This window comes from Aestuariirhabdus litorea (assembly GCF_003864255.1).
GTDB classification, from domain to species: Bacteria; Pseudomonadota; Gammaproteobacteria; order Pseudomonadales; family Aestuariirhabdaceae; genus Aestuariirhabdus; species Aestuariirhabdus litorea.
The window spans coordinates 385,102-403,515 of sequence record NZ_QWEZ01000001.1 but is presented as its reverse complement, the minus strand read 5'-3'; the positions used below and the strand labels follow the sequence as shown (position 1 = coordinate 403,515).

General features: G+C 58.4%; 17 protein-coding genes. 11 read left to right on the top strand and 6 right to left on the bottom strand.

Features of this window, described 5'->3' with window-relative positions:
- Nucleotides 1–23 precede the first annotated feature (23 nt).
- The 4 genes from sbcB to D0544_RS01960 all read right to left on the bottom strand — a co-directional run bounded on the left by sbcB (nt 24) and on the right by D0544_RS01960 (nt 2,970).
- Nucleotides 24–1,466, bottom strand: a complete 1,443-nt coding sequence (sbcB, locus tag D0544_RS01970; RefSeq protein ID WP_125014337.1) for an exodeoxyribonuclease I — start codon at nt 1,464–1,466, stop codon at nt 24–26.
- A gap of 23 nt (nt 1,467–1,489) precedes the next feature.
- Entirely contained in the window at nt 1,490–2,134 is a 645-nt protein-coding gene (locus tag D0544_RS01965; protein ID WP_164880793.1) for a YigZ family protein, read from the bottom strand.
- The gene (locus D0544_RS17065) at nt 2,118–2,516 is read right to left on the bottom strand and encodes a PilZ domain-containing protein (protein WP_164880792.1); all 399 of its coding nucleotides are present in this window, start codon (nt 2,514–2,516) and stop codon (nt 2,118–2,120) included. The genes D0544_RS01965 and D0544_RS17065 overlap by 17 nt, the downstream gene beginning before the upstream one ends.
- Nucleotides 2,517–2,577: 61 nt before the next feature.
- Complete coding sequence (locus D0544_RS01960) at nt 2,578–2,970, bottom strand: tetratricopeptide repeat protein (protein WP_125014333.1); 393 nt, start codon at nt 2,968–2,970, stop codon at nt 2,578–2,580.
- A gap of 97 nt (nt 2,971–3,067) precedes the next feature.
- On the opposite strand from D0544_RS01960, the gene D0544_RS01955 reads away from it, so the two are divergent.
- Nucleotides 3,068–3,985 carry a universal stress protein gene (locus D0544_RS01955; protein ID WP_125014331.1) on the top strand — a complete coding sequence of 306 codons (918 nt, stop codon included), beginning with the start codon at nt 3,068–3,070 and terminating at the stop codon, nt 3,983–3,985.
- Between the two features lie 63 nt (nt 3,986–4,048).
- Here D0544_RS01955 and D0544_RS01950 read toward each other — a convergent pair whose 3' ends face one another.
- Nucleotides 4,049–4,918, bottom strand: a complete 870-nt coding sequence (locus D0544_RS01950) for an FHA domain-containing protein (protein WP_125014329.1) — start codon at nt 4,916–4,918, stop codon at nt 4,049–4,051.
- A 289-nt stretch (nt 4,919–5,207) separates the two neighbouring features.
- On the opposite strand from D0544_RS01950, the gene D0544_RS01945 reads away from it, so the two are divergent.
- From D0544_RS01945 to D0544_RS17060, 4 genes are all read left to right on the top strand, one after another.
- Nucleotides 5,208–6,038 carry a Stp1/IreP family PP2C-type Ser/Thr phosphatase gene (locus tag D0544_RS01945; protein WP_164880791.1) on the top strand — a complete coding sequence of 277 codons (831 nt, stop codon included), beginning with the start codon at nt 5,208–5,210 and terminating at the stop codon, nt 6,036–6,038.
- Nucleotides 6,039–6,040: 2 nt separating this feature from the next.
- The gene (locus D0544_RS01940; protein ID WP_125014325.1) at nt 6,041–8,449 is read left to right on the top strand and encodes a bifunctional serine/threonine-protein kinase/formylglycine-generating enzyme family protein; all 2,409 of its coding nucleotides are present in this window, start codon (nt 6,041–6,043) and stop codon (nt 8,447–8,449) included.
- Between the two features lie 59 nt (nt 8,450–8,508).
- Complete coding sequence (locus tag D0544_RS01935; protein ID WP_125014323.1) at nt 8,509–8,709, top strand: hypothetical protein; 201 nt, start codon at nt 8,509–8,511, stop codon at nt 8,707–8,709.
- Between the two features lie 493 nt (nt 8,710–9,202).
- Nucleotides 9,203–9,433: a Lar family restriction alleviation protein gene (locus tag D0544_RS17060; protein WP_164880790.1), complete on the top strand. Its 231-nt coding sequence runs from the start codon at nt 9,203–9,205 to the stop codon at nt 9,431–9,433.
- A gap of 12 nt (nt 9,434–9,445) precedes the next feature.
- On the opposite strand, the gene D0544_RS01925 is transcribed toward D0544_RS17060, so the two are convergent.
- On the bottom strand, nt 9,446–10,267 hold the full coding sequence (locus tag D0544_RS01925) for a hypothetical protein (protein WP_125014319.1): 822 nt from the start codon (nt 10,265–10,267) through the stop codon (nt 9,446–9,448).
- 286 nt (nt 10,268–10,553) lie between these two features.
- On the opposite strand from D0544_RS01925, the gene D0544_RS01920 reads away from it, so the two are divergent.
- The 6 genes from D0544_RS01920 to D0544_RS01895 all read left to right on the top strand — a co-directional run bounded on the left by D0544_RS01920 (nt 10,554) and on the right by D0544_RS01895 (nt 18,368).
- Nucleotides 10,554–11,648 carry a saccharopine dehydrogenase family protein gene (locus tag D0544_RS01920; RefSeq protein WP_125014317.1) on the top strand — a complete coding sequence of 365 codons (1,095 nt, stop codon included), beginning with the start codon at nt 10,554–10,556 and terminating at the stop codon, nt 11,646–11,648.
- Nucleotides 11,649–11,834: 186 nt separating this feature from the next.
- Entirely contained in the window at nt 11,835–12,413 is a 579-nt protein-coding gene (sodB, locus tag D0544_RS01915; protein ID WP_125014315.1) for a superoxide dismutase [Fe], read from the top strand.
- Between the two features lie 837 nt (nt 12,414–13,250).
- Nucleotides 13,251–15,227: an acyltransferase family protein gene (locus tag D0544_RS01910; RefSeq protein WP_164880789.1), complete on the top strand. Its 1,977-nt coding sequence runs from the start codon at nt 13,251–13,253 to the stop codon at nt 15,225–15,227.
- An 88-nt stretch (nt 15,228–15,315) separates the two neighbouring features.
- Nucleotides 15,316–16,326, top strand: a complete 1,011-nt coding sequence (gene galE, locus D0544_RS01905; protein ID WP_125014311.1) for a UDP-glucose 4-epimerase GalE — start codon at nt 15,316–15,318, stop codon at nt 16,324–16,326.
- Nucleotides 16,327–16,422: 96 nt separating this feature from the next.
- Nucleotides 16,423–17,703 (top strand): oligosaccharide flippase family protein, encoded by a 1,281-nt coding sequence (locus tag D0544_RS01900; protein WP_125014309.1) that lies wholly within the window; start codon nt 16,423–16,425, stop codon nt 17,701–17,703.
- Nucleotides 17,704–17,732: 29 nt separating this feature from the next.
- Nucleotides 17,733–18,368 (top strand): sulfotransferase family 2 domain-containing protein, encoded by a 636-nt coding sequence (locus D0544_RS01895; RefSeq protein ID WP_164880788.1) that lies wholly within the window; start codon nt 17,733–17,735, stop codon nt 18,366–18,368.
- The last annotated feature ends 46 nt before the right edge of the window (nt 18,369–18,414 follow it).

The following is an 18,414-nucleotide window of genomic DNA, read 5'->3' as shown; positions in this document are numbered from 1 at the left end:
TTATAAGCCCCCGGTGGCGGCGATCAATCCAGTCCCTGCTGCAGCTGCTCCCCCCATCGCTGCAACTCGTTGAGCAGCTGCTGGCTCTGCTCATCGGCGCGCTCCATGCGCAGCTGCTCGATGCGCCCAAAGTACTCCGACAGGGTTCGGCCTCCTCCACCAGCGGCCTGGCACAGGCGCTGTTGGCGAAACTGCTGCCAACGCCCCTGCTCGGCGGGCGAGAGGGTCTCGGGGTAGTTGCGCGCCCGGTAACGGAACAGCATCTCCTCCAGCCGGAGATCTTCGAAGGCCGGTTCCATTTGCGCCAGCTGGTCCGCGGCGGTGCGTCGCACCTGCTCCATCCGCTCGCGATCCCCGGGACCGAAAAAGCCGCCGCTGTAGAGCATATGGTCCGGATCCCGGTGGGGCTCACGCTCGGGGCTGGCCATCACCTGCTGCAATTTGGCCACCAGTTCGGGGGCCGCCAGCAAGCGCTCGTAGTGGCGCTTCATCTGCCCCATATCGAGTCCCAGTCGCTCGATATCCTCGGCGCGAAGCACATTAATGGGCGCCACCAGCGGGCAGCGGTTGATGTGTACCGTCTTCAGGCCCGGTCGTTCATCACCATCTGCGAGCTCAGCCGCCGGCGTGTAAAGCCGGCGCCGCAACTCCTCCACCTCGAGTGACAGCAGCAGCTCCGGGTCGCTCGCCAGGTCCACCACCACCACGCCGTTCTTGTTCTCCGGGTGGGGGGCGATGGGCAGCACCAGTGCCAGGCAGTGACGGCTGGCGGGATAACGTCCCGACACGTGCACCAGCGGGGTTTTCTGCTGGGGGTTAAGGTAACGGGCCACCCTCTGCTTCTGCCGGTGGGCAAAGGCAAACTCATAGAGACGGGGCTGGCGCTCACGGATCAGCCGGGCCATGGCGACGGTGGCGCGCACATCGCTGAGGGCGTCGTGGGCGGCCTCGTGGGCGATGCCGTTGGCGGCGGTCAGCGCCTCCAGCCGAAAGCTGGGCAGGCCATCATCACGCTGCGGCCAGATGATCCCCTCGGGACGCAGGGCCTCGGTCAGGCGCACCAGGTCGATAATGTCCCAGCGGCTGTTACCGTTTTGCCACTCCCGCGCGTAGGGGTCATAGAAGTTGCGATAGAGGGAGTGACGGGTCACCTCATCGTCGAACCTCAGGCTGTTGTACCCCGCCACGCAGGTTCCGGGGACGCTGAACGCCTGCTGGATACGGGCGATAAACTCCGCTTCGCAGCTGCCCCGTTCCCGGGCCAGCTGGGGGGTAATTCCGGTCACCAGGCAGGCATCGGGGGCCGGCAGCTGGTCGTCAGGGGGGGCGCAGTAGTGCACCAGGGGAGGCTCGTCGATCTCATTAAGCTCAAGGTCGGTGCGCAGTCCGGCAAACTGCGAAGGCCAGTCCGTTGCCGGGCTGGTACCGAAGGTTTCATAATCGTGCCAATAGATGGTCCCTGCCAAAGCAACGGCTCCTTATGCTTAATTCAGTGGTGGGGGAGCAGAGATAGATCCAGCTGGCCCCGACAGATATCCAACGCCTGCGCCTTGAAGGCCGCCAGCTGCTGATCGGCAATGGCGACCCGCAGGACAACCCCGGCCCCATACTCGGCGTCGAGCCAGCGCCCCTCCAGGCGCTCCACCAGCTGGCGCAGCGGCACCTCAAACCCATAGTCAAACCTCAGCTGACAGGGGGTCATTGCCCTCTGCTGGCGCAACTGGCTCTGTTCGAGGATACCTTGTACCGCCTCGGTGTAGGCTCTCACCAGCCCCCCTACCCCCAGCTTCACTCCGCCAAAGTAACGCACCACCACGACCACCAGGTCGCTCACCGCTTGCTGCTGAAGCACATTAAGCATGGGCCGCCCGGCGCTGCCCTGGGGCTCGCCATCATCCGAGCAGGCCTCTGCGGAGGGGGAGCGGGCGCTACCGGCACGATAGGCCCAGCAGTGATGGCGGGCGTCGGGATAACGCTGGCGAACATCCGCCAGGAACGCCAATGCCTGCTCGCGGCTGGAGACCGGCTCAAGCAGGCCAATGAAACGACTACGCTTAATCTCCAGCTCAACCTTGGCGGGGAGGGTAGGAACACTGTAGGGATGGGTCACCGGTGAATCACAACTCCGGTTCACGGAAACTGAAAAACTCCTTGAGAGCCGCCGCCAGGTCGTGGATGCCGTCGTGGGGCCACTCGATGCTGAAGCCACTGTCGAAATAGGCAGGGTCCACATCCTGCCGACACCATTGGCTGCAGGCATCGAAGTCCAGGTCGAAGTAGGACTGGTCACCTACCGGCAGTTTGATCCGCATATTGAACACCTCGCCCACCATGACTGGCAAGCGGGTAATCAGCATCAGGCCACGGGCTGATATGTTACCAATCGCACCGATCTCCCGCCCCGTGTTGCGGTTATAGATGGTCAGGTAATCGACCAGATAGTGGCGCGACAAATCGCGCCGTTCCTTCATGGGCTGCTGGCTATTCACCGTTCGAATCTCAAGTCGTGTCTGCACAAAGTATAACCGCTTTGCGTGAGACTGGCAGCCGCCGCCCTCGAAATCGGTCGCCAGCCCCTCAACTGGCCGGCTGGGTCGACAGTACCTTCAGGCGGGCCTTGGCCCGGTAGGCGTACTCGGATTGGGGGAAGGTGGTCACGATGTAGTTGTAGGTTTCCATGGCGTCCACAAAATAACCTTGCCGCTCCAGGCACAACCCCCGCAGCAGGGAGACCTCCGGCTGCAGGAAACGATAGGACCTTAACATCCGCTCAACCCGGCTCAGGGTCTGGATCGTGGAGACGCAATCACCCTCAGCATACTGCTGATAGGCCAGGTCTATCCCTTCACTCACCCCACCGCTGACCTGGTAACTACCACAACCAGCCAACAGGGCCAGTAGCCCCACCCCAAGAAGCCAGCGGCTCAGTAGGCGCCCTGGCTGTCGAAAGAAGAAGATGATGCTGCTCATTCGGACCTATCCTTACTGTGTAATGCGCTATCGGCCAGCTGTATGGAATCTTTACTCCAAAATGCTATGTTGAAGTGCAGCGGCCAAGGGTACCCCTATGAAGATAGACGCTATCCGTCAACTGTATGTGGTTCTGGTACCGGCAGTGGACCCCCAGCCCGCCCTGGATCGGGCAGGCTTTATCGCCGGGCTCTCGGGGGCCCATATAAAGCTGGTTGCCCAGGGCTTTGACAGTGACCTTGAGCACAACCCGTTGCTCAATGAAGAGCAGCGCCAGCGGGAGCGCGAGCAGTGGATTGAGGTGCACCGACGGTGGCTGCACGGATTACTGGCCGAAACCCGCAAACAGCACCCCGATGCCGAGGCGCAGCTGCTCTACAGCGCCGCCCCCGTCACCGAACTGCTGAGCGAGTGCCCACCCGGTAGTGACGCACTGATCGTCAAATCAGCGGTCCGGCATCACCCGATGCGAGCGCTTTTGCTACCGCCAGAGGAAGGGGAGCTGCTTCGGCGCTCCCCCCTGCCGGTCTGGATCCCCTTCAACCGTACCCCCCTACAGCGGATCCTCGCCTGTGTTGTCACCCCGCCTGACGGGGTACCCGGCGACCGCCCACAGCGGGAGATTATCGAGACCGCCCGCAGTATCGCCACCCACACAGGGGCCGACCTGAACCTGCTCCATTGCTACGCCCCTCTCTCCCCCCAGCTGTTGTTCGATGCTGACATAGCCTCTGCCGATCCGGGCCAGAGCAGCGCCTTGAGACAACACCACCGGCAGGCACTGGCCCCGCTCCTGAAGGCGAGCGGCATCACCGAAGCGCAGCTGTTGATGGTGGAGGGTCAACCTGAGCGGGTTGTGCCGGCGGAAGGTGGCAAGGTGGCGGGAACGCTGGTGGTGATGGGAGCAACCACACGGGGTGCCCTGGAGCGGGCCATCGAGGGCAACACCATCGAACGGGTGCAGCCCCAGCTCAGCTGCGACCTGCTGGTCTGTCCAGCCGCCCCCGGGTCATAGACCCGGGAAAACGCTTTGTACCTGGTTATGTGCGCTTACTCTTGTAGGTGGGGCACGCCACGCTCAAAGCACCATAAACAACCCGACACCGGCCAATACCAGCACCACCGCTACCGCGACGATCATCCCCATCCCACTGCCGCCGGCAGTCGCGGGCTGAGGGGAGACAGGCGCGCCACTCGCTGGCTCATCTCCGCCCTCTGAGGCGGCCGCCTCGGAGGGGGTTGGCATACTGGCAGAGGGCCCGGAGGCGGACTCGCCCCGCTTATCCACAGGCAAGCTGTCCGCCATGGTCCTTACCATGGTTTTGTCGAGCTCATCGGGCGGGCCCAGTACGGTAAAGATCAACTTATCAAACCCCAGCAGGTCGCCTCGCTTCAGAAACGCCTCGGTCACCCGCTTGCCATTGACATAGGTACCGTTGGAGGAGCCCATATCCTTGACCATCAAACGGCCATCCACCACCGAGAGCTCGGCATGGCGTCGAGAGAGGTGCGAGGAGGAGATGCTGATCTGGCAATCACTCGAGCGCCCAATCACCATGCTGTTACTGATTGCGAAGGTTTTTTCGGGCAGGGAGGCATCCATTGCCTTGATGGACCAGGGGGTATCCTGTGTCACCGGTTTGATCTTGGGCACAAACCCCTCTTTGGGATCCACCAGCTCCAGCTCGACGGTACCGACGCAGATCAGGTCACCGGCCTTGGTCAGCACTGCCTTTTTTACATCGCGTCCATTCACCGACAGTACAGAGTCGGAATGCACCCGAACCAGGGCCACCTCCTCGTCCTTGATCCTCAGCTCCGCATGGGTATCGGCCACACTCGCATCGGCAATCACAAAGTCGTTATCCGGGGCCGAGCCGATCCTCATCCGCGCGTCCACCAACCAGCGTGCGATTCCTTTGTTGTCTTTCCGCACCAGCTTTAACATGCCGAACTCCTGTTACTACCATCGAGAGCTTAAACGAAGAAGAGCACCAAAGCGGGGTGGCCAAAGGCAATGGCCAGCCCATCTTGGAACGCCTGAATACCGAATAAAATTAAAGCGTTGGGCGAAAATTCGAAGCCCGATATATGCTGTCTAAAAATAATCTAGTGGGGCTAAGTCATACGGCGATCAGTTCACAGATTTAAAAACTTTTTTACGCCATCCTCGAGTAATAGGATGAATGTCCGGTTTCGCCAAGTCCAACATCGATTTTCGCCCCCACAGGAGAACCATGGCCACTATCAGTTTTGCGGCGAGAACCGACCCCGGCAAACAGCGCAGCAACAATGAGGATTGCTACCTTTGCAGCAACGATCTCGACCTGTGGCTGGTGGCCGACGGCATGGGCGGACACAACTGCGGCGAAGTGGCCAGCCAGATAGCCATTGACACCGTGGCCGAAGCGGTCGAAAAAAACACCCCGCTGACAGAGGCTATCCACCAGGCCCACGATGCGATCCGCCAGCAAAGCCAGGCAAACCCCGAACAGGAGGGAATGGGCACCACGCTGGTGGCCGTTCACAATCAGGGCCAGGAGTACCAGATTGGCTGGGTGGGTGACAGCCGTATCTATCGCTGGAACTCGACGCGAGTGCCCCCGTTTCAGCAGCTGAGCCGGGATCACTCCTTTGTCCAGGAGCTGCTGGAAAGCGGCCTCATCACCCAGCAGGAAGCCGACAACCACCCCCAGCGCAACATAATAACCCAGTCACTGGGCTGCCCCCTGGAGGTGCTGCGGGTCGACGCCGACACCCTCAGCTGGCAACCCGGCGACACCCTGCTGCTGTGCAGCGATGGTCTCAGTGATGAACTCTGCGATGAGGAGATCCAGTCCCTGCTGGAGCAACCCGTCCCGAGCCAGGCGCTGGTGGACGACCTGGTGGAGGCCGCTCTCGCGCGCGGGGGTAAAGATAACATCACGGTAGTGATCCTGCGTGCGGATACCCTCTCCCCCCAACCCGCCCCTCCCAGCGATAACCGTTATGCCCACTACGCTCCGCGGCTGCTGGCCGTATTGGCCCTGCTGCTCTGCCTGCTCTACCTTAGTCAGGGGGGCGCCTGACGGTGGAAACCCTGCTCAATGGAGAGAAGGAATTGCGCATTCCCGGCTATCGCATCCTGCGCGAGATCAACCGCGGCGGCATGTCGACCGTTTACCTGGCCATCCAGGAGAGCTTTGGGCGTGAGGTAGCGCTCAAGGTAATGAGCCCTGCCCTGGCCAGCGACCCCAGCTTTGGAGAACGCTTTCTGCGCGAAGCCAATATCGTCGGCCGCCTCTCCCACCCCCACATCATCTCGGTTTACGATGTGGGTGTGTACGACCAGCTGTACTACATCGCCATGGATTACTGCCCCGGGCAAAGCCTGCAGCAGCTGATCCATAGCGGCCTGACCCAGGAGCGGGCGCTGGAGATCCTGCGCCAGGTCGCCCACGCCCTGGATTTCGCCCACGAGAAGGGATTTGTTCACCGGGACGTAAAGTCGGAGAACATCCTCTTTCGACAGGACGGCTCAGCGGTCCTGACCGACTTCGGCATTGCCAAGGCCCTGGATGCACCTGTGGATGTCACCTCCGCCGGCTCCATTGTGGGTACCCCCCACTACATGAGCCCGGAGCAGGCCAAGGGGCACAACCTGGACGGTCGTGCCGACCTCTACAGCCTCGGCATTGTGTTTTACGAAATGTTGATGGGCAAAGTCCCCTATACCGGCGATTCGGCCGTGGCCATCGGCATCAAGCATGTTTCGCAACCGGTCCCGGTACTGGCACCCCGCTACCAGCGCTTTCAACCCATGCTGCGGCGCATGCTGGCCAAAAATGTCAGCGAGCGTTACCAGCGCGGTGCCGAAGTGGTCAACGATATCGCCATGCTGGAGGGGTCAACCCCCCCCTATGAGCTGCCGCGCCGTAACAGCCGTATCAGTGGCTTTTTTGACCAACTCACCGGCAAGCGAAAAATGGTCGCCAACCAGGAGAGTTTCGGCTACGAGATAGAAACCCGTACCGGCTCCCAACCGGCCGGCCTGGACCCCGGTGAAGAGGCCGCCACCGACATTCGCCCCGGCAGTGACACACTGATTCGCGCCGCTGCCCCTCAACGCCGGCGGCGCTGGATATTGCTGCTGTTATTGCTCACCCCCCCGCTTCTCTACTGGGCTCCGCTACCCTGGGAGCAGTGGCGCCAGCAGGCACTACAGGCGATGAACCTGGCACCCCCTCCAGTCCCCGAGGAGGCGCCCCCTGCGCCTCCGGTTAGCAGGGGGGAACCGCCGGCAGAGAGCGCTGCGGTCACCATCACACAGACCACGCCGCCTCCACCCCGCTTCGCCCTGCGGGTGCAGACTGAGCCCGCTGACGCACTGGTGGTTCTGCTCGGTTACCCCGAGCCCTATCGACCCGGCATACTGCTTGCCGAGGGGGAGTATCAGGTGCAGGTGGCTCGCCCCGGTTACACCACGGCCCTCGACACCCTGCGAATCGATGGCAGCAGCCTGGAGCACCGGGTGAGCCTGCAGCCGGTCACCTTCCGCCTCAGCATCCAACCGACCCCGGCCGACAGCCGGGTACGGATCCTCAACATCAAACCACGCTATCGTGACAACATGGCCCTGGAGCCGGGCCGCTACCTGGTGGAGGTCTCCAGGGAGGGATACCAGCCGTTCAAGGAGTGGGTTGAGCTGGACAACCGTGACAAGTCGATCGATATCAACCTGCGCCCAACCCCCAAAGCCGGCTTTGTCTTCAGCAACCACTTGCAAGACGGCAGCTCAGGCCCCTCCATGGTGATCGTGCCTGCGGGCAGCTTCCTGATGGGTAGCTCTGCCAGCGAAGACGAGCAACCGCGCCACCGGGTCAGGATCACCAAGGCCTTTGCCATCAGCCGGCACGAGATCACGTTCACCCAGTACGACAAGTTCACCCGCGCCACCGGCCGCAAACAGGCCTCCGATAGCCGCTGGGGACGGGGTGACCGGCCCGCGATCAACCTCAGCTGGGAGGATGCCCAGGCCTACGTAAACTGGCTCACCCGGGTCACCGGTAAACCCTACCGCCTGCCCACCGAGGCAGAGTGGGAGTATGCGGCGCGCGCCGGTAGCACCAAGGCCTACTGGTGGGGCGACACCATGAGCGAGAAGCGGGCCAACTGCGGCGAGGGCTGCGACAACCTCCTCAACAGCCTCTTTGGCCGTAAGCGCACCCAGCCGGTGGGCGAGTACAAAGCCAATGGCTTCGGGCTCTATGACACCCAGGGTAACGTGGCTGAGTGGGTAGAGGACTGCTATGCCAACGATTACAGCCGCACCCCCAACGATGGCAGCGCACTGCAGTTCAACTTCTGTAACCGCCGGGTCGCCAGGGGGGGAAGCTTTGAAAGCAAGGCAAGCCGGGTCACCGCCTCCGCCCGAGACGCGTTCAAGCCGGAGCATGCCGCCAGCAGCATTGGTTTGCGGGTCGTGGTCGAGCTGGATTGACAACCTACATAAAAGTAACGATAATCATTCTCATATAGATTCAATAAGTGAGGTGATTTATGAGCTTAACCATCAACGCCTGGATGGAGGCTGACCAGCAACTCTGTCTGGATATACGTAACCTGGAAACCGGGGGAACGGAGCTCGAGTGGCGTTTTAATCCCCTGCAGGCCGGGCAAGAGCCCTCCAACCAGGCCCTCAAACAGCTGTTCAGGCAACTGCTCCTGCTGAGCTGCAAGTCTCGTATCAGCATCCCCTAGCCTGCGGCAAAACACCAGCAAACAACAGGGGCCTTCGGAGCGCAGCCCGGTGCACACGGCTCAAATATGAGCACCCTTCTTATACGCAGCTACGGGGATAATAGAGACTCACCTATAGAGAAATACCATAACAAATCCCTTGCTATCACCCGGGTCATCCCTACACTTAACGCTATCTTGGTGAAATACAGGCATACCACTGTGATACCCAGACCATGGAGCACCTGCCGGCATGCGGCCCGGTAGTTTTCCGAAAGCCTCGCCCCCCCTCTCCCGTCTGGATCCAGATCGCCCCCTCTACCCCCCTCGAAAAACGCAACACCCACTCAGTGGCCGCCCGTGCCACCCTCTTCGCGACACAGAACCGATTGTCCCACGGCATGACCTGGACAGCTCCTGGCCATGCCCTAAGCCAGCAAAACACCCGCCGCCCCAGACGCCCAAGAGCGTCGCGTCGGGTGCACGCAAGACCATTAAGAGTGAGGGGATAGGAATGAAACAGTTACTGGAAGATTGCCCGTTTTGTGCCAGCCAGCAGTTGCACATCGTACAGGGGCTGTTGTCCCAGCGGGTGGTGTGCCGGGTCTGCAACGCCCAGGGCAGCCGACAGAAGGATGCCCTGCAGGCGGTCAACGCCTGGAACCGGGTTAGTCACGAGCTGACACTGGCGCGCCGTATCGAAACACGCCAGATGGTGCGCGAGCTGGTCGCCGCTCGATATTAAGAAGGCGCCCGCTTAGCCGGCGTTGGGGGGAGTAGCCAGCGAAGCGCTGCCCCCCTGCAAGCGGTTGAGGCTGTCACGCAGCTCCAGCAACTGCCCATTCACCTGGCGCCGGAACGCGTCGATGGAGCGGACCGCCTCGGCGTTGCCCTGTACGCGGCCACTCACCGCCTCAATATCGGCGCTTAGCTGCTTCTGCAGCAAATCAACTCGGGCTGCCAGGGTTGCCATGCTGTCCAGCCGCTCCTGAACCGACTCAAGCCGTGCTGCCTGCTCGGTGCTGGCCAGCTGAACCTGGGTTGCCAACCCACTCACCCGGGCCTTCTCGGATAGCAGCTCCTGCTGCTGGCTTTTCAAGCCCTGGTCTAACGCCTTTCCCGCTTTCTCCAGCGAGGTCAGGGAGGTTGAGAGCTTCTCAACCATGGCCGCATTGTCTTCAATATTGCGCTTATTGCGTTTGTTGGATACATCCCAGAGTTTACGGATCTCGGAGTTAATCTCTTTCAACTCGGCCTGGACCTTGGTATCCGACTGATCGATCGATTCCCCGGTTGCTATCACTTTTCCGCTCACATCCTGCAGCCGCTGCAGGGTTAACTCAAAGGCCTGCTGATTACTCTCCAGTTCGGCGCGCAGCGCCTGGGTCTGCTGGTAACCAAAAAAGGTGACCGCCCCCAGGGCGAGCACCAGTATCATGACCACCACCATCAGCAGTGGAGAGCCTTTAGCGGGTTTACTGGGCGTACGTGCAGCCGGTCGCTGCGATCCCCGGATATCTTCGCGGGAAACCGCCATGCTCGGAATATCTTTCAACTCGTCGGTATTGTCGGCTCTCATGGACTCTCTTCTTTCTCTACTGATTGGCCGGGGCGTTAGGGCAGAGTGCCCCACACACGCCAGCAACGTATTTCAAACAGGCCATTGTAGAGGAAAACGTCCCCCAGCAGCCACCTGTCGAGGCCCCTCTGATAGCCAACTTTGTGACCTTTCTCAGCAATCAGCCCTAAGGTGGCATCGGCCCGGCTACTCACGCTGCCATCCATTGCTTTGTGTCCGTAGCGATTGCCCCTATCATTAGAGCACCCCTTACAGACCGATCTACCCCCTGCCCAAGGAACTGTGCATGAACGCCAAACGTGAAGCCAAATGGATGATCTACGGTGCCAACGGATTTACCGGCAGCATGATTGCGCGTAAAGCCCATATGCAGGGGATGAGCCCGATTCTGGCCGGGCGCAGTGAAGAGCAGATTGTGCCATTGGCCACCGAACTGGGGGTCTCCTACCGGGTCTTTTCCCTGGAAGAGCCGGAACGGATTGCCGAGAACCTTGCGGATATCGACCTGCTGCTCAACTGCGCAGGCCCCTTTGTCGACACCGCCCCTTCGCTGATCGACAGCTGCATGGACAACAACCTGCACTACCTCGACATTACCGGCGAGATTGCCATCTTTGAATACGCCCAGGCCCGACACAGTCGAGCCCGCCAGTGCCGTAAGGTGATCTGCCCGGGTGTTGGCTTCGATGTCATCCCCACCGACTGCATCGCGGCCACCCTGAAAAACGCCCTGCCCGACGCCGAGCGTCTCACCCTGGGATTCGACACCGAAGGTGGGCTCAGCGTGGGCACCACCAAAACCAGCCTGTTGGGTGCGGGCCAGGGCAGCATGGTGCGACAGGCGGGAAAGCTGGTCTGCGAGCCTCTGGCCGCACGCGAACGAGACATCGATTTTGGCACCGGTATAAAGCACGCTGTGGCCATCCCCTGGGGAGACCTGGCAACCGCCTGGTTCTCCACGGGTATTGGTAATATCGAGGTCTACATGGGCGCACCGCCTGGCCGCGTGCGCCAGTTGAGACAACTCAACTGGCTGCGCCCCCTGTTACGACTGGGGTGGCTCCAGCGATTTCTGCTGCGACGCATTGAACAGAGTGTCGAAAACCCCACCACCGAGGAGCGCAGCCAGGCCCCCTGTTACGTGTGGGGAGAGGTCAAAAATAACAACGGCACCAGTAAACAGGCCTTCCTCTCCACCCCCAACGGCTACGACCTCACCGTCAGTGGTGCACTGGCCATCACCCAGTATCTACTCGACTACGAGGGCGGTGGAGGCTACTTTACCCCCTCGCGGTTAATGGGCGCCTCCTTCGTCGAAAGCTTGCCCGGCTGCTCGGCCATCACCGTGATCAGTTACCAGCAGGGGGTACTGGACAGCTGACCGGAGCCCGTGGATAATACCCGACAGATTTACTCTGATATTTTATTGTGGGTAGCGCGCACTGAAGTGCTACAATCCACTGCAACCTACTCGCGCAAAACGACCGTCGAGTCGTCACGCTTCAACGTGCAGCCCCCTGGGGGCTTCGCAAAACAACAAATAAACCTGATCTGGAGGACATTCACCATGGCTATCGAACTTCCCGCACTCCCCTATGAAAAGAATGCGCTTGAGCCCCATATTTCCCAGGAAACCCTCGAGTACCACTACGGTAAGCACCACAACACCTATGTGGTCAAGCTGAACGGCCTGATCGAAGGCACCGACCTGGCCGGTAAGGACCTGGAAACCATCGTCAAGAACTCCGAAGGTGGCGTCTTCAACAACGCTGCCCAGATCTGGAACCATACCTTCTACTGGAACAGCCTGAGCCCCAATGGCGGCGGCGAACCGAGCGGCGAGCTGGCAGAGGCCATCAACGCGGCCTTCGGCTCCTTCGAAGCCTTCAAGGAGAAGTTCACCGACTCCGCCGTCAACAACTTCGGCTCCTCCTGGACCTGGCTGGTCAAGAACCCCGACGGTACCGTTGCTATCGTCAACACCAGCAATGCTGCCACCCCGCTGACCGGTGACCAGAAGCCCCTGCTGACCTGCGACCTGTGGGAGCACGCTTACTACATCGACTACCGCAACGTACGCCCCGACTACCTGAAGGCGTTCTGGCAGCTGGCCAACTGGGAGTTCGCGCAAAGCAACTTTGCCTGATCCCCAGCGCTAATGCCCAAGGCCGGTGACTCCCCTCTCCGGCCTTTTTTTATTGCCTACAAGGAGGTAGGTAGATCGCGATAGGCAGGGATGCCGATAGCGATCAAAGGGATGTACGCTATGCCGCGGGGTCATGGACGACCAGGAGCGGCTTATCTACAGGACGGGCGGGCCGGTTGTAGTGCTCCTGCACAACCGGCACTCCCTACGTCCATGTAGGTCGTAGATCGCGAGAGCCAGGGGCGGCGGGAGCGATCAGAGGGCTGCGTGGGGTATGCCGCGGCCGTTTTTTTGCTCCTGCAAAAACGGCACTTCCCACTTCCCTGTGGGTCGGGGTCATGGACGACCAGGAGCGGCTTATCTACAGGACGGGCTGGCCGGTTGTAGTGCTCCTGTACAACCGGTACTCCCTACGTCCATGTAGGTCGTAGATCGCGAGAGCCAGGGACGGCGAGAGCGATCAGAGGGCTGCGTGGGGTATGCCGCGGCCGTTTTTTTTTGCTCCTGCAAAAACGGCACTTCCCACTTCCCTGTGGGTCGGGGTCATGGACGACCAGGAGCGGCTTATCTACAGGAATTACGGTCCACTATCGTGCTCCTGCACAATAGGCACCCCCCACATCCATGTGGATCGTATGCCGCGGGAGTCAGGGGCGGCGGCTTAGAAGGTGAAATCTTAGTGCAGTCTGCACCTCTCATTATTTTCGCCAACACTCCCAATGAGGGGCGGGCTGAGGACCGCCCCTCATTGGGAGTGATAGAAACTGATCTCTCTCTCGTCTCATGATAGGGTTAGCGCTGAATTCACAGACGCCCCCCAAAAGGCACTACCCCTGCATGAATCCGAACACCCAACTCCCTTTTCAACCCGATATTCAGGGTTTGCGGGCGATATCTATACTGCTGGTCGTGCTGTGCCACGCCAACCTGTTCCTGTTCGGTGGCGGCTTTATCGGGGTTGACCTCTTCTTCGTGATTTCAGGCTACCTGATCACCGGGTTACTGCTGCGTGAGCATCAAGGCAGTGGCCGTATCCAGTATGCGCGCTTTATTGGGAGGCGGCTTAAACGGCTCTTACCCAGCTTGCTGGCCGTCATTCTGGCCACTACGGTGGCAGCCTCCTTTGTGCTTTCCGGGTTTGAACTACGGGAGCAGATGGGCTCACTGATCTATGCCATCACCTGGACCAGCAACCTCTTCTTTGCCTTTTCTGACGCCGACTACTTTGCCGAGCTGGCCAGCAAAGACCTCTTCCTGCACACCTGGTCTCTGGGAGTCGAGGAGCAGTTTTACCTGCTATGGCCGCTGTTGATCAGTCTTATCGGCAGCCTGGGGATCACCGGCCATAAGCCCAGTGTGGTCCGGTTTCTCGGCTTTTTATTTTTCACCAGCCTGGCCCTGTGTGTTTACCAGTCAACCCAAAACAGCCTCTATGCGTTCTACCTGATGCCCATGCGTATTTGGCAGTTCTCACTGGGGGCGCTGGTTTATGTGATCTTTCAAGATCGCCCGCTCACAACCCACAGCACCCTCATGCGATTGGCCGCGCTGCTATTGATCGGGTTGAGTTCGATCCTCTTCTCCCCGGAGATCGGTTACCCAGGCCTCTGGGCGCTGGCCCCCTCACTCGGCGCCGCATTACTGCTGGCCACCTCGGGCTCCAACACCCCCAGCGCATTCTTATCCCACCCCCTGCTGCGATGGATCGGTGACCGCTCCTACGCCTGGTACCTCTGGCATTGGCCGTTTCTGATGTTGGGGCCCTCGCTGATGGGAGGAAGTCCCACGCTTTTGATGAATCTCTTGCTGGCGGCTGGAGCCCTGGCCGCCAGCGCACTGAGCTATCGCTGGATAGAACTGCCCTTCTGGCGAGGTCCACTGAGCCAAGCGGCCCCTGGACGAACGATTCTGGTTTCGATGCTGGCAATGGTGGTAGCTGCCAGCGCGGGGCTTTTACAGATCAATGCCCGGACTCCCCCTTCCACCGATCCGGTACAGCGCGTGATTGCCCAGGCCAGGACCGACCTGCCTGAGATCTATTCAGCGGGCTGTGACAGTTGGTACTACAACGCCGAGGTCAAGGCCTGCATTGGGGGTAACCCCAGTGCCGATCAGACCCTGGTGTTTATCGGCGACAGTATCGGCGCGCAATGGTACTCCGCGCTGGCTGACATTTATGGTGATGGCCAGTGGCGAATCGAGGTCTATACCAAGTCCGCCTGCCCCATCGTGGACGAAGATTACTTCTACCCCCGTATAGGTGCCGTGTACGCGGTGTGTAAGGAGTGGCGGGACAACCTGCTGGCACAGCTAAAAACGAGAAGGGTGGATACCACGATCATCGGCAGTTCTGGAACCTATGACTTCAGTGCCGAGCAATGGATCCAGGGCAGTGCACGTATTCTCAAAACCCTGAGCAAAATCAGCAACCAAGTTCTGATTATTGCCGGTGCCCCTGAGCTATCGAAGGATGTGCCCGGTTGTATTTCTCGCACATACCGCAATGACCCCAAAAGCCTCGCAACACCGACAAATATCTGTACAAAGTCGATTGCCGACACCCAAGCCCCGGTGGTTGCGGGCTACCTGGCAAAAAGCACAGGCCTATTCCCCAATGCCTATTTACTCAACCTCAACGACCTGATCTGCCCCAATGGTCTCTGCCTCTCCCTTTCAGAACAGGGAATCATTGTCTATCGTGACAGCAAGCACCTGACGGACAGTTTCGTCCGCTCGCGAGTGCCGGAGATCCGTGCCCGCATCCAACAACTTTTAGCTTCTGCTGGAACCGACACAGCGCCCCCCTCAGATTAAAGCCTAACCCCGTGCGGCAGCGCATGGTTATTCAGCCTGAACTGAATTATTCTTTCACCACTCCCCTATAAGGACCACCGAGAGAGCGATGGGTAAAATTCTGGTTACCGGCGGTGCCGGCTATATTGGCAGCCACACCTGTGTTGAGTTGATCGAGGCGGGCTTTGAGCTGCTGGTGATCGACAATCTCAGCAACAGCTCCCGCGAGTCGCTCCGGCGGGTGGAGCAGATCACCGGGACAAACGTCGCCTTCGAGCAGATCGATATCCGCGATGCCGATGCGCTGAACCGTCTGTTTAGCGAGCACGCCTTTGACGCCGTGATCCACTTTGCCGGCCTTAAGGCAGTAGGCGAGTCCTGTGAGCTGCCGCTGGAGTATTACCAGAACAACGTCACCGGCACCCTCAATCTGTGCCTGGCCATGAAGGCTCATGGCTGTCGCAATCTGGTCTTCAGCTCCTCGGCCACGGTCTACGGCGACCCGGCCAGCCTGCCGATCACCGAGGATTTTCCGCTGTCGGCGACCAACCCCTACGGGCGTTCAAAGCTGATCATCGAGGAGATGCTGCGGGACCTATCGCTAGCCGATACGGGATGGAACATCCTGCTGCTGCGTTACTTCAACCCCGCTGGCGCCCACCCCAGCGGCCTGATCGGGGAAGACCCCAACGGCATTCCCAACAACCTGATGCCCTACATCAGCCAGGTAGCCATCGGCAAGCTATCGCAGCTGCAGGTGTTCGGGGGCGACTATGACACGATCGATGGCACCGGCGTACGCGATTATATCCATGTGGTGGACCTGGCCCGTGGCCACCTCAAGGCCCTCGAGCACCTGGATCGCAGCCCCGGCTGCAAGGCCTACAACCTGGGAGTCGGGAGCGGCTACAGCGTACTGCAGATGGTCGCGGCCTTCGCCAGCGCCAGCGGCCGTGAAATCCCTTACCGCATCGTCGACCGCCGGGCCGGCGATATCGCCAGCTGCTACGCCGATGCAGGCCTGGCCGCCCGCGAACTGGGATGGCGAGCAGAGTTGGGACTAGACGCCATGGTGCGTGATGGCTGGAACTGGCAGCAGAGCAATCCGGATGGGTTCTGACTGAGCGCCCAAGAAACAGGTCTCAGAGACACAATAAATTTCGTTAGGGAGATACCTAACCTTTCCAAGCGACAATACCCGCGGGAATAATTCAGATTGAGCCTTAAAAGAAAACTTATCAGAAGCTTCCTAGGCGTAGGCGCAATAAAGCTCCTTTCGATACCCATAAGCTTTGGGACCAGCATCATACTGGCTCGGACATTGGGACCAGAGGGGTTTGGCCAGTATGCTTTTATCTTAGCCCTTGTGCCGATTATCTGCCTCACAGTAAGTGGCGGACTTCCCCAGCTGCTTACCAGAGAGGTAGCTGCATTATCTCGCGCAAATAGATGGTCTTTATACCGAGGGGCTGTACAGTCTGCCCATGCCTGGGTAGCTATATTATCAACTATTGTGCTTGTAACTGTTTGGGCGCTTTTTGAATTTAGCATACTACCAACTGTCGGCAAATGGTCGTTACTAGGCATAGCAGTTTTAATGGTGCCGCTTGTTGGTTTAGCCTCGGTATGGACAGGTATCATAAAGGGCCTGGGTATGCCAGTCTATGCGGAGGCACCCCAGCAGCTGGTGGGGCCTACGGCCCTGCTATTTATCCTTAGCATTTTGGCTTGGCAAGGTCTGTTAAATATCAGGGCTGCAATCTGGACCCAAGTAGTAGTAGCCATTTTTATACTCTTACTCTCAAATTGGGTATACCTTAAAGTTAAGCCAAACGCGGTCACAACAAGCAAGGCCAGTTACCATCTAGATAAATGGTGTGGTGCCTTATTACCTTTTACTATGATTGCCTTGATTGGTGCTCTTAATATGCAGGTTGGAGTTATAGCTCTGGGCTTACTAAGTACGGATGAGCAGGCTGGAGCCATGCGTATTGCTGAGCGAGGAGGGCAAATTGTAGCAATGTCACTGACGGTCGTTAACATGGTGATTGCCCCGTACATTGTACAGGCACATCAGGAAGGTGAAAAAAAACAGCTCCAGAAGATAGCTCGGACATCAGCTAGAGGCAGCTTCCTATTAGCCGCGCCTATCGCAGCTGCGTTTATTTTAGCCGGTGGACCAATAATAAGGTTTGCATTTGGACCTGAGTACACAGACATTTCAAACTGGCCATTAGTAATCATATCAGCAGGTCAGCTTTTTAATGTTTATTTTGGCTCAGTTGCGTTCTTATTATCTATGTGCGGGCATGAAAGAGAAACCCTAAAAATACAGTCCATTGCTCTTATTCTTAATTTTACGCTATGTATTGCGCTGGCGCCCACGTTTGGAGCAGCTGGGGCAGCAACGGGCGTTACCTTAAGCACGATTTTCTGGAATATATTTTTATATATACGCGTCAAAAGACACCTTGGTATAATTTCAACAGCCTTTTAAAAATATTTTTAACTGCCACTACTAACCAGATGATCAAAATACTTCCACAAAAACTTAACCGCTTATACCAAAGGGCATGCTATCCATTTTCACCTACAGAATTGAAAAGGAAAGCGATTTTTATACACATACCTAAAGCAGCAGGCACATCAGTCCGAGTAGCATTAGGAGAATCTGCAAGAGGACGCCTTCACATTCCATGGTGGGTATACGAACAAGCGTCGCCAAGAAAATTCAAAGAGTTCTACAAATTCGCCTTCGTTAGAAACCCTCTTGATCGAACCTTTTCAGGCTATAATTACTTAAAAACGGGTGGAAACCAGATGGAAGATCTTGTTGTTTCACAACAGATCAAAAAATATAGCTGTTTCAATGAGTTTGTTGAAGCCGAGCTAATTAGCGGCAAAATGATTTATCACCCAATATTTAGAACGCAAACCTGCTATCTCTGCAACTGGAAGGGTGAAATAAAGGTAGACTTTGTTGGAAAATTTGAAAATATAGATTTTGATTTTAAAGCCGTTGCGGCGCAACTAAAGATAACCAACACTAACATCTTGCAAAAACTAAATCAGTCAAAAGAGGCGAAAGAAACTGTAGAAGAGAACACCAAAAAAATAATCCGTGAGCTATATAAAGATGATTATGATATTTTTGGTTATTAAACCAAAAATACACATCAAAAAACCACCATAACCATACTAATACAAA

Bases quoted from the DNA above. Each gene is read 5' to 3' on its own strand.
- D0544_RS01960 (WP_125014333.1), bottom strand. From the start codon at position 2,970: ATGAGCAGCATCATCTTCTTCTTTCGACAGCCAGGGCGCCTACTGAGC.
- D0544_RS01955 (WP_125014331.1), top strand. From the start codon at position 3,068: ATGAAGATAGACGCTATCCGTCAACTGTATGTGGTTCTGGTACCGGCA.
- D0544_RS01950 (WP_125014329.1), bottom strand. From the start codon at position 4,918: ATGTTAAAGCTGGTGCGGAAAGACAACAAAGGAATCGCACGCTGGTTG.
- D0544_RS01945 (WP_164880791.1), top strand. From the start codon at position 5,208: ATGGCCACTATCAGTTTTGCGGCGAGAACCGACCCCGGCAAACAGCGC.
- D0544_RS01935 (WP_125014323.1), top strand. From the start codon at position 8,509: ATGAGCTTAACCATCAACGCCTGGATGGAGGCTGACCAGCAACTCTGT.
- D0544_RS17060 (WP_164880790.1), top strand. From the start codon at position 9,203: ATGAAACAGTTACTGGAAGATTGCCCGTTTTGTGCCAGCCAGCAGTTG.
- D0544_RS01925 (WP_125014319.1), bottom strand. From the start codon at position 10,267: ATGAGAGCCGACAATACCGACGAGTTGAAAGATATTCCGAGCATGGCG.
- D0544_RS01920 (WP_125014317.1), top strand. From the start codon at position 10,554: ATGAACGCCAAACGTGAAGCCAAATGGATGATCTACGGTGCCAACGGA.
- sodB (WP_125014315.1), top strand. From the start codon at position 11,835: ATGGCTATCGAACTTCCCGCACTCCCCTATGAAAAGAATGCGCTTGAG.
- D0544_RS01910 (WP_164880789.1), top strand. From the start codon at position 13,251: ATGAATCCGAACACCCAACTCCCTTTTCAACCCGATATTCAGGGTTTG.
- galE (WP_125014311.1), top strand. From the start codon at position 15,316: ATGGGTAAAATTCTGGTTACCGGCGGTGCCGGCTATATTGGCAGCCAC.
- D0544_RS01895 (WP_164880788.1), top strand. From the start codon at position 17,733: ATGATCAAAATACTTCCACAAAAACTTAACCGCTTATACCAAAGGGCA.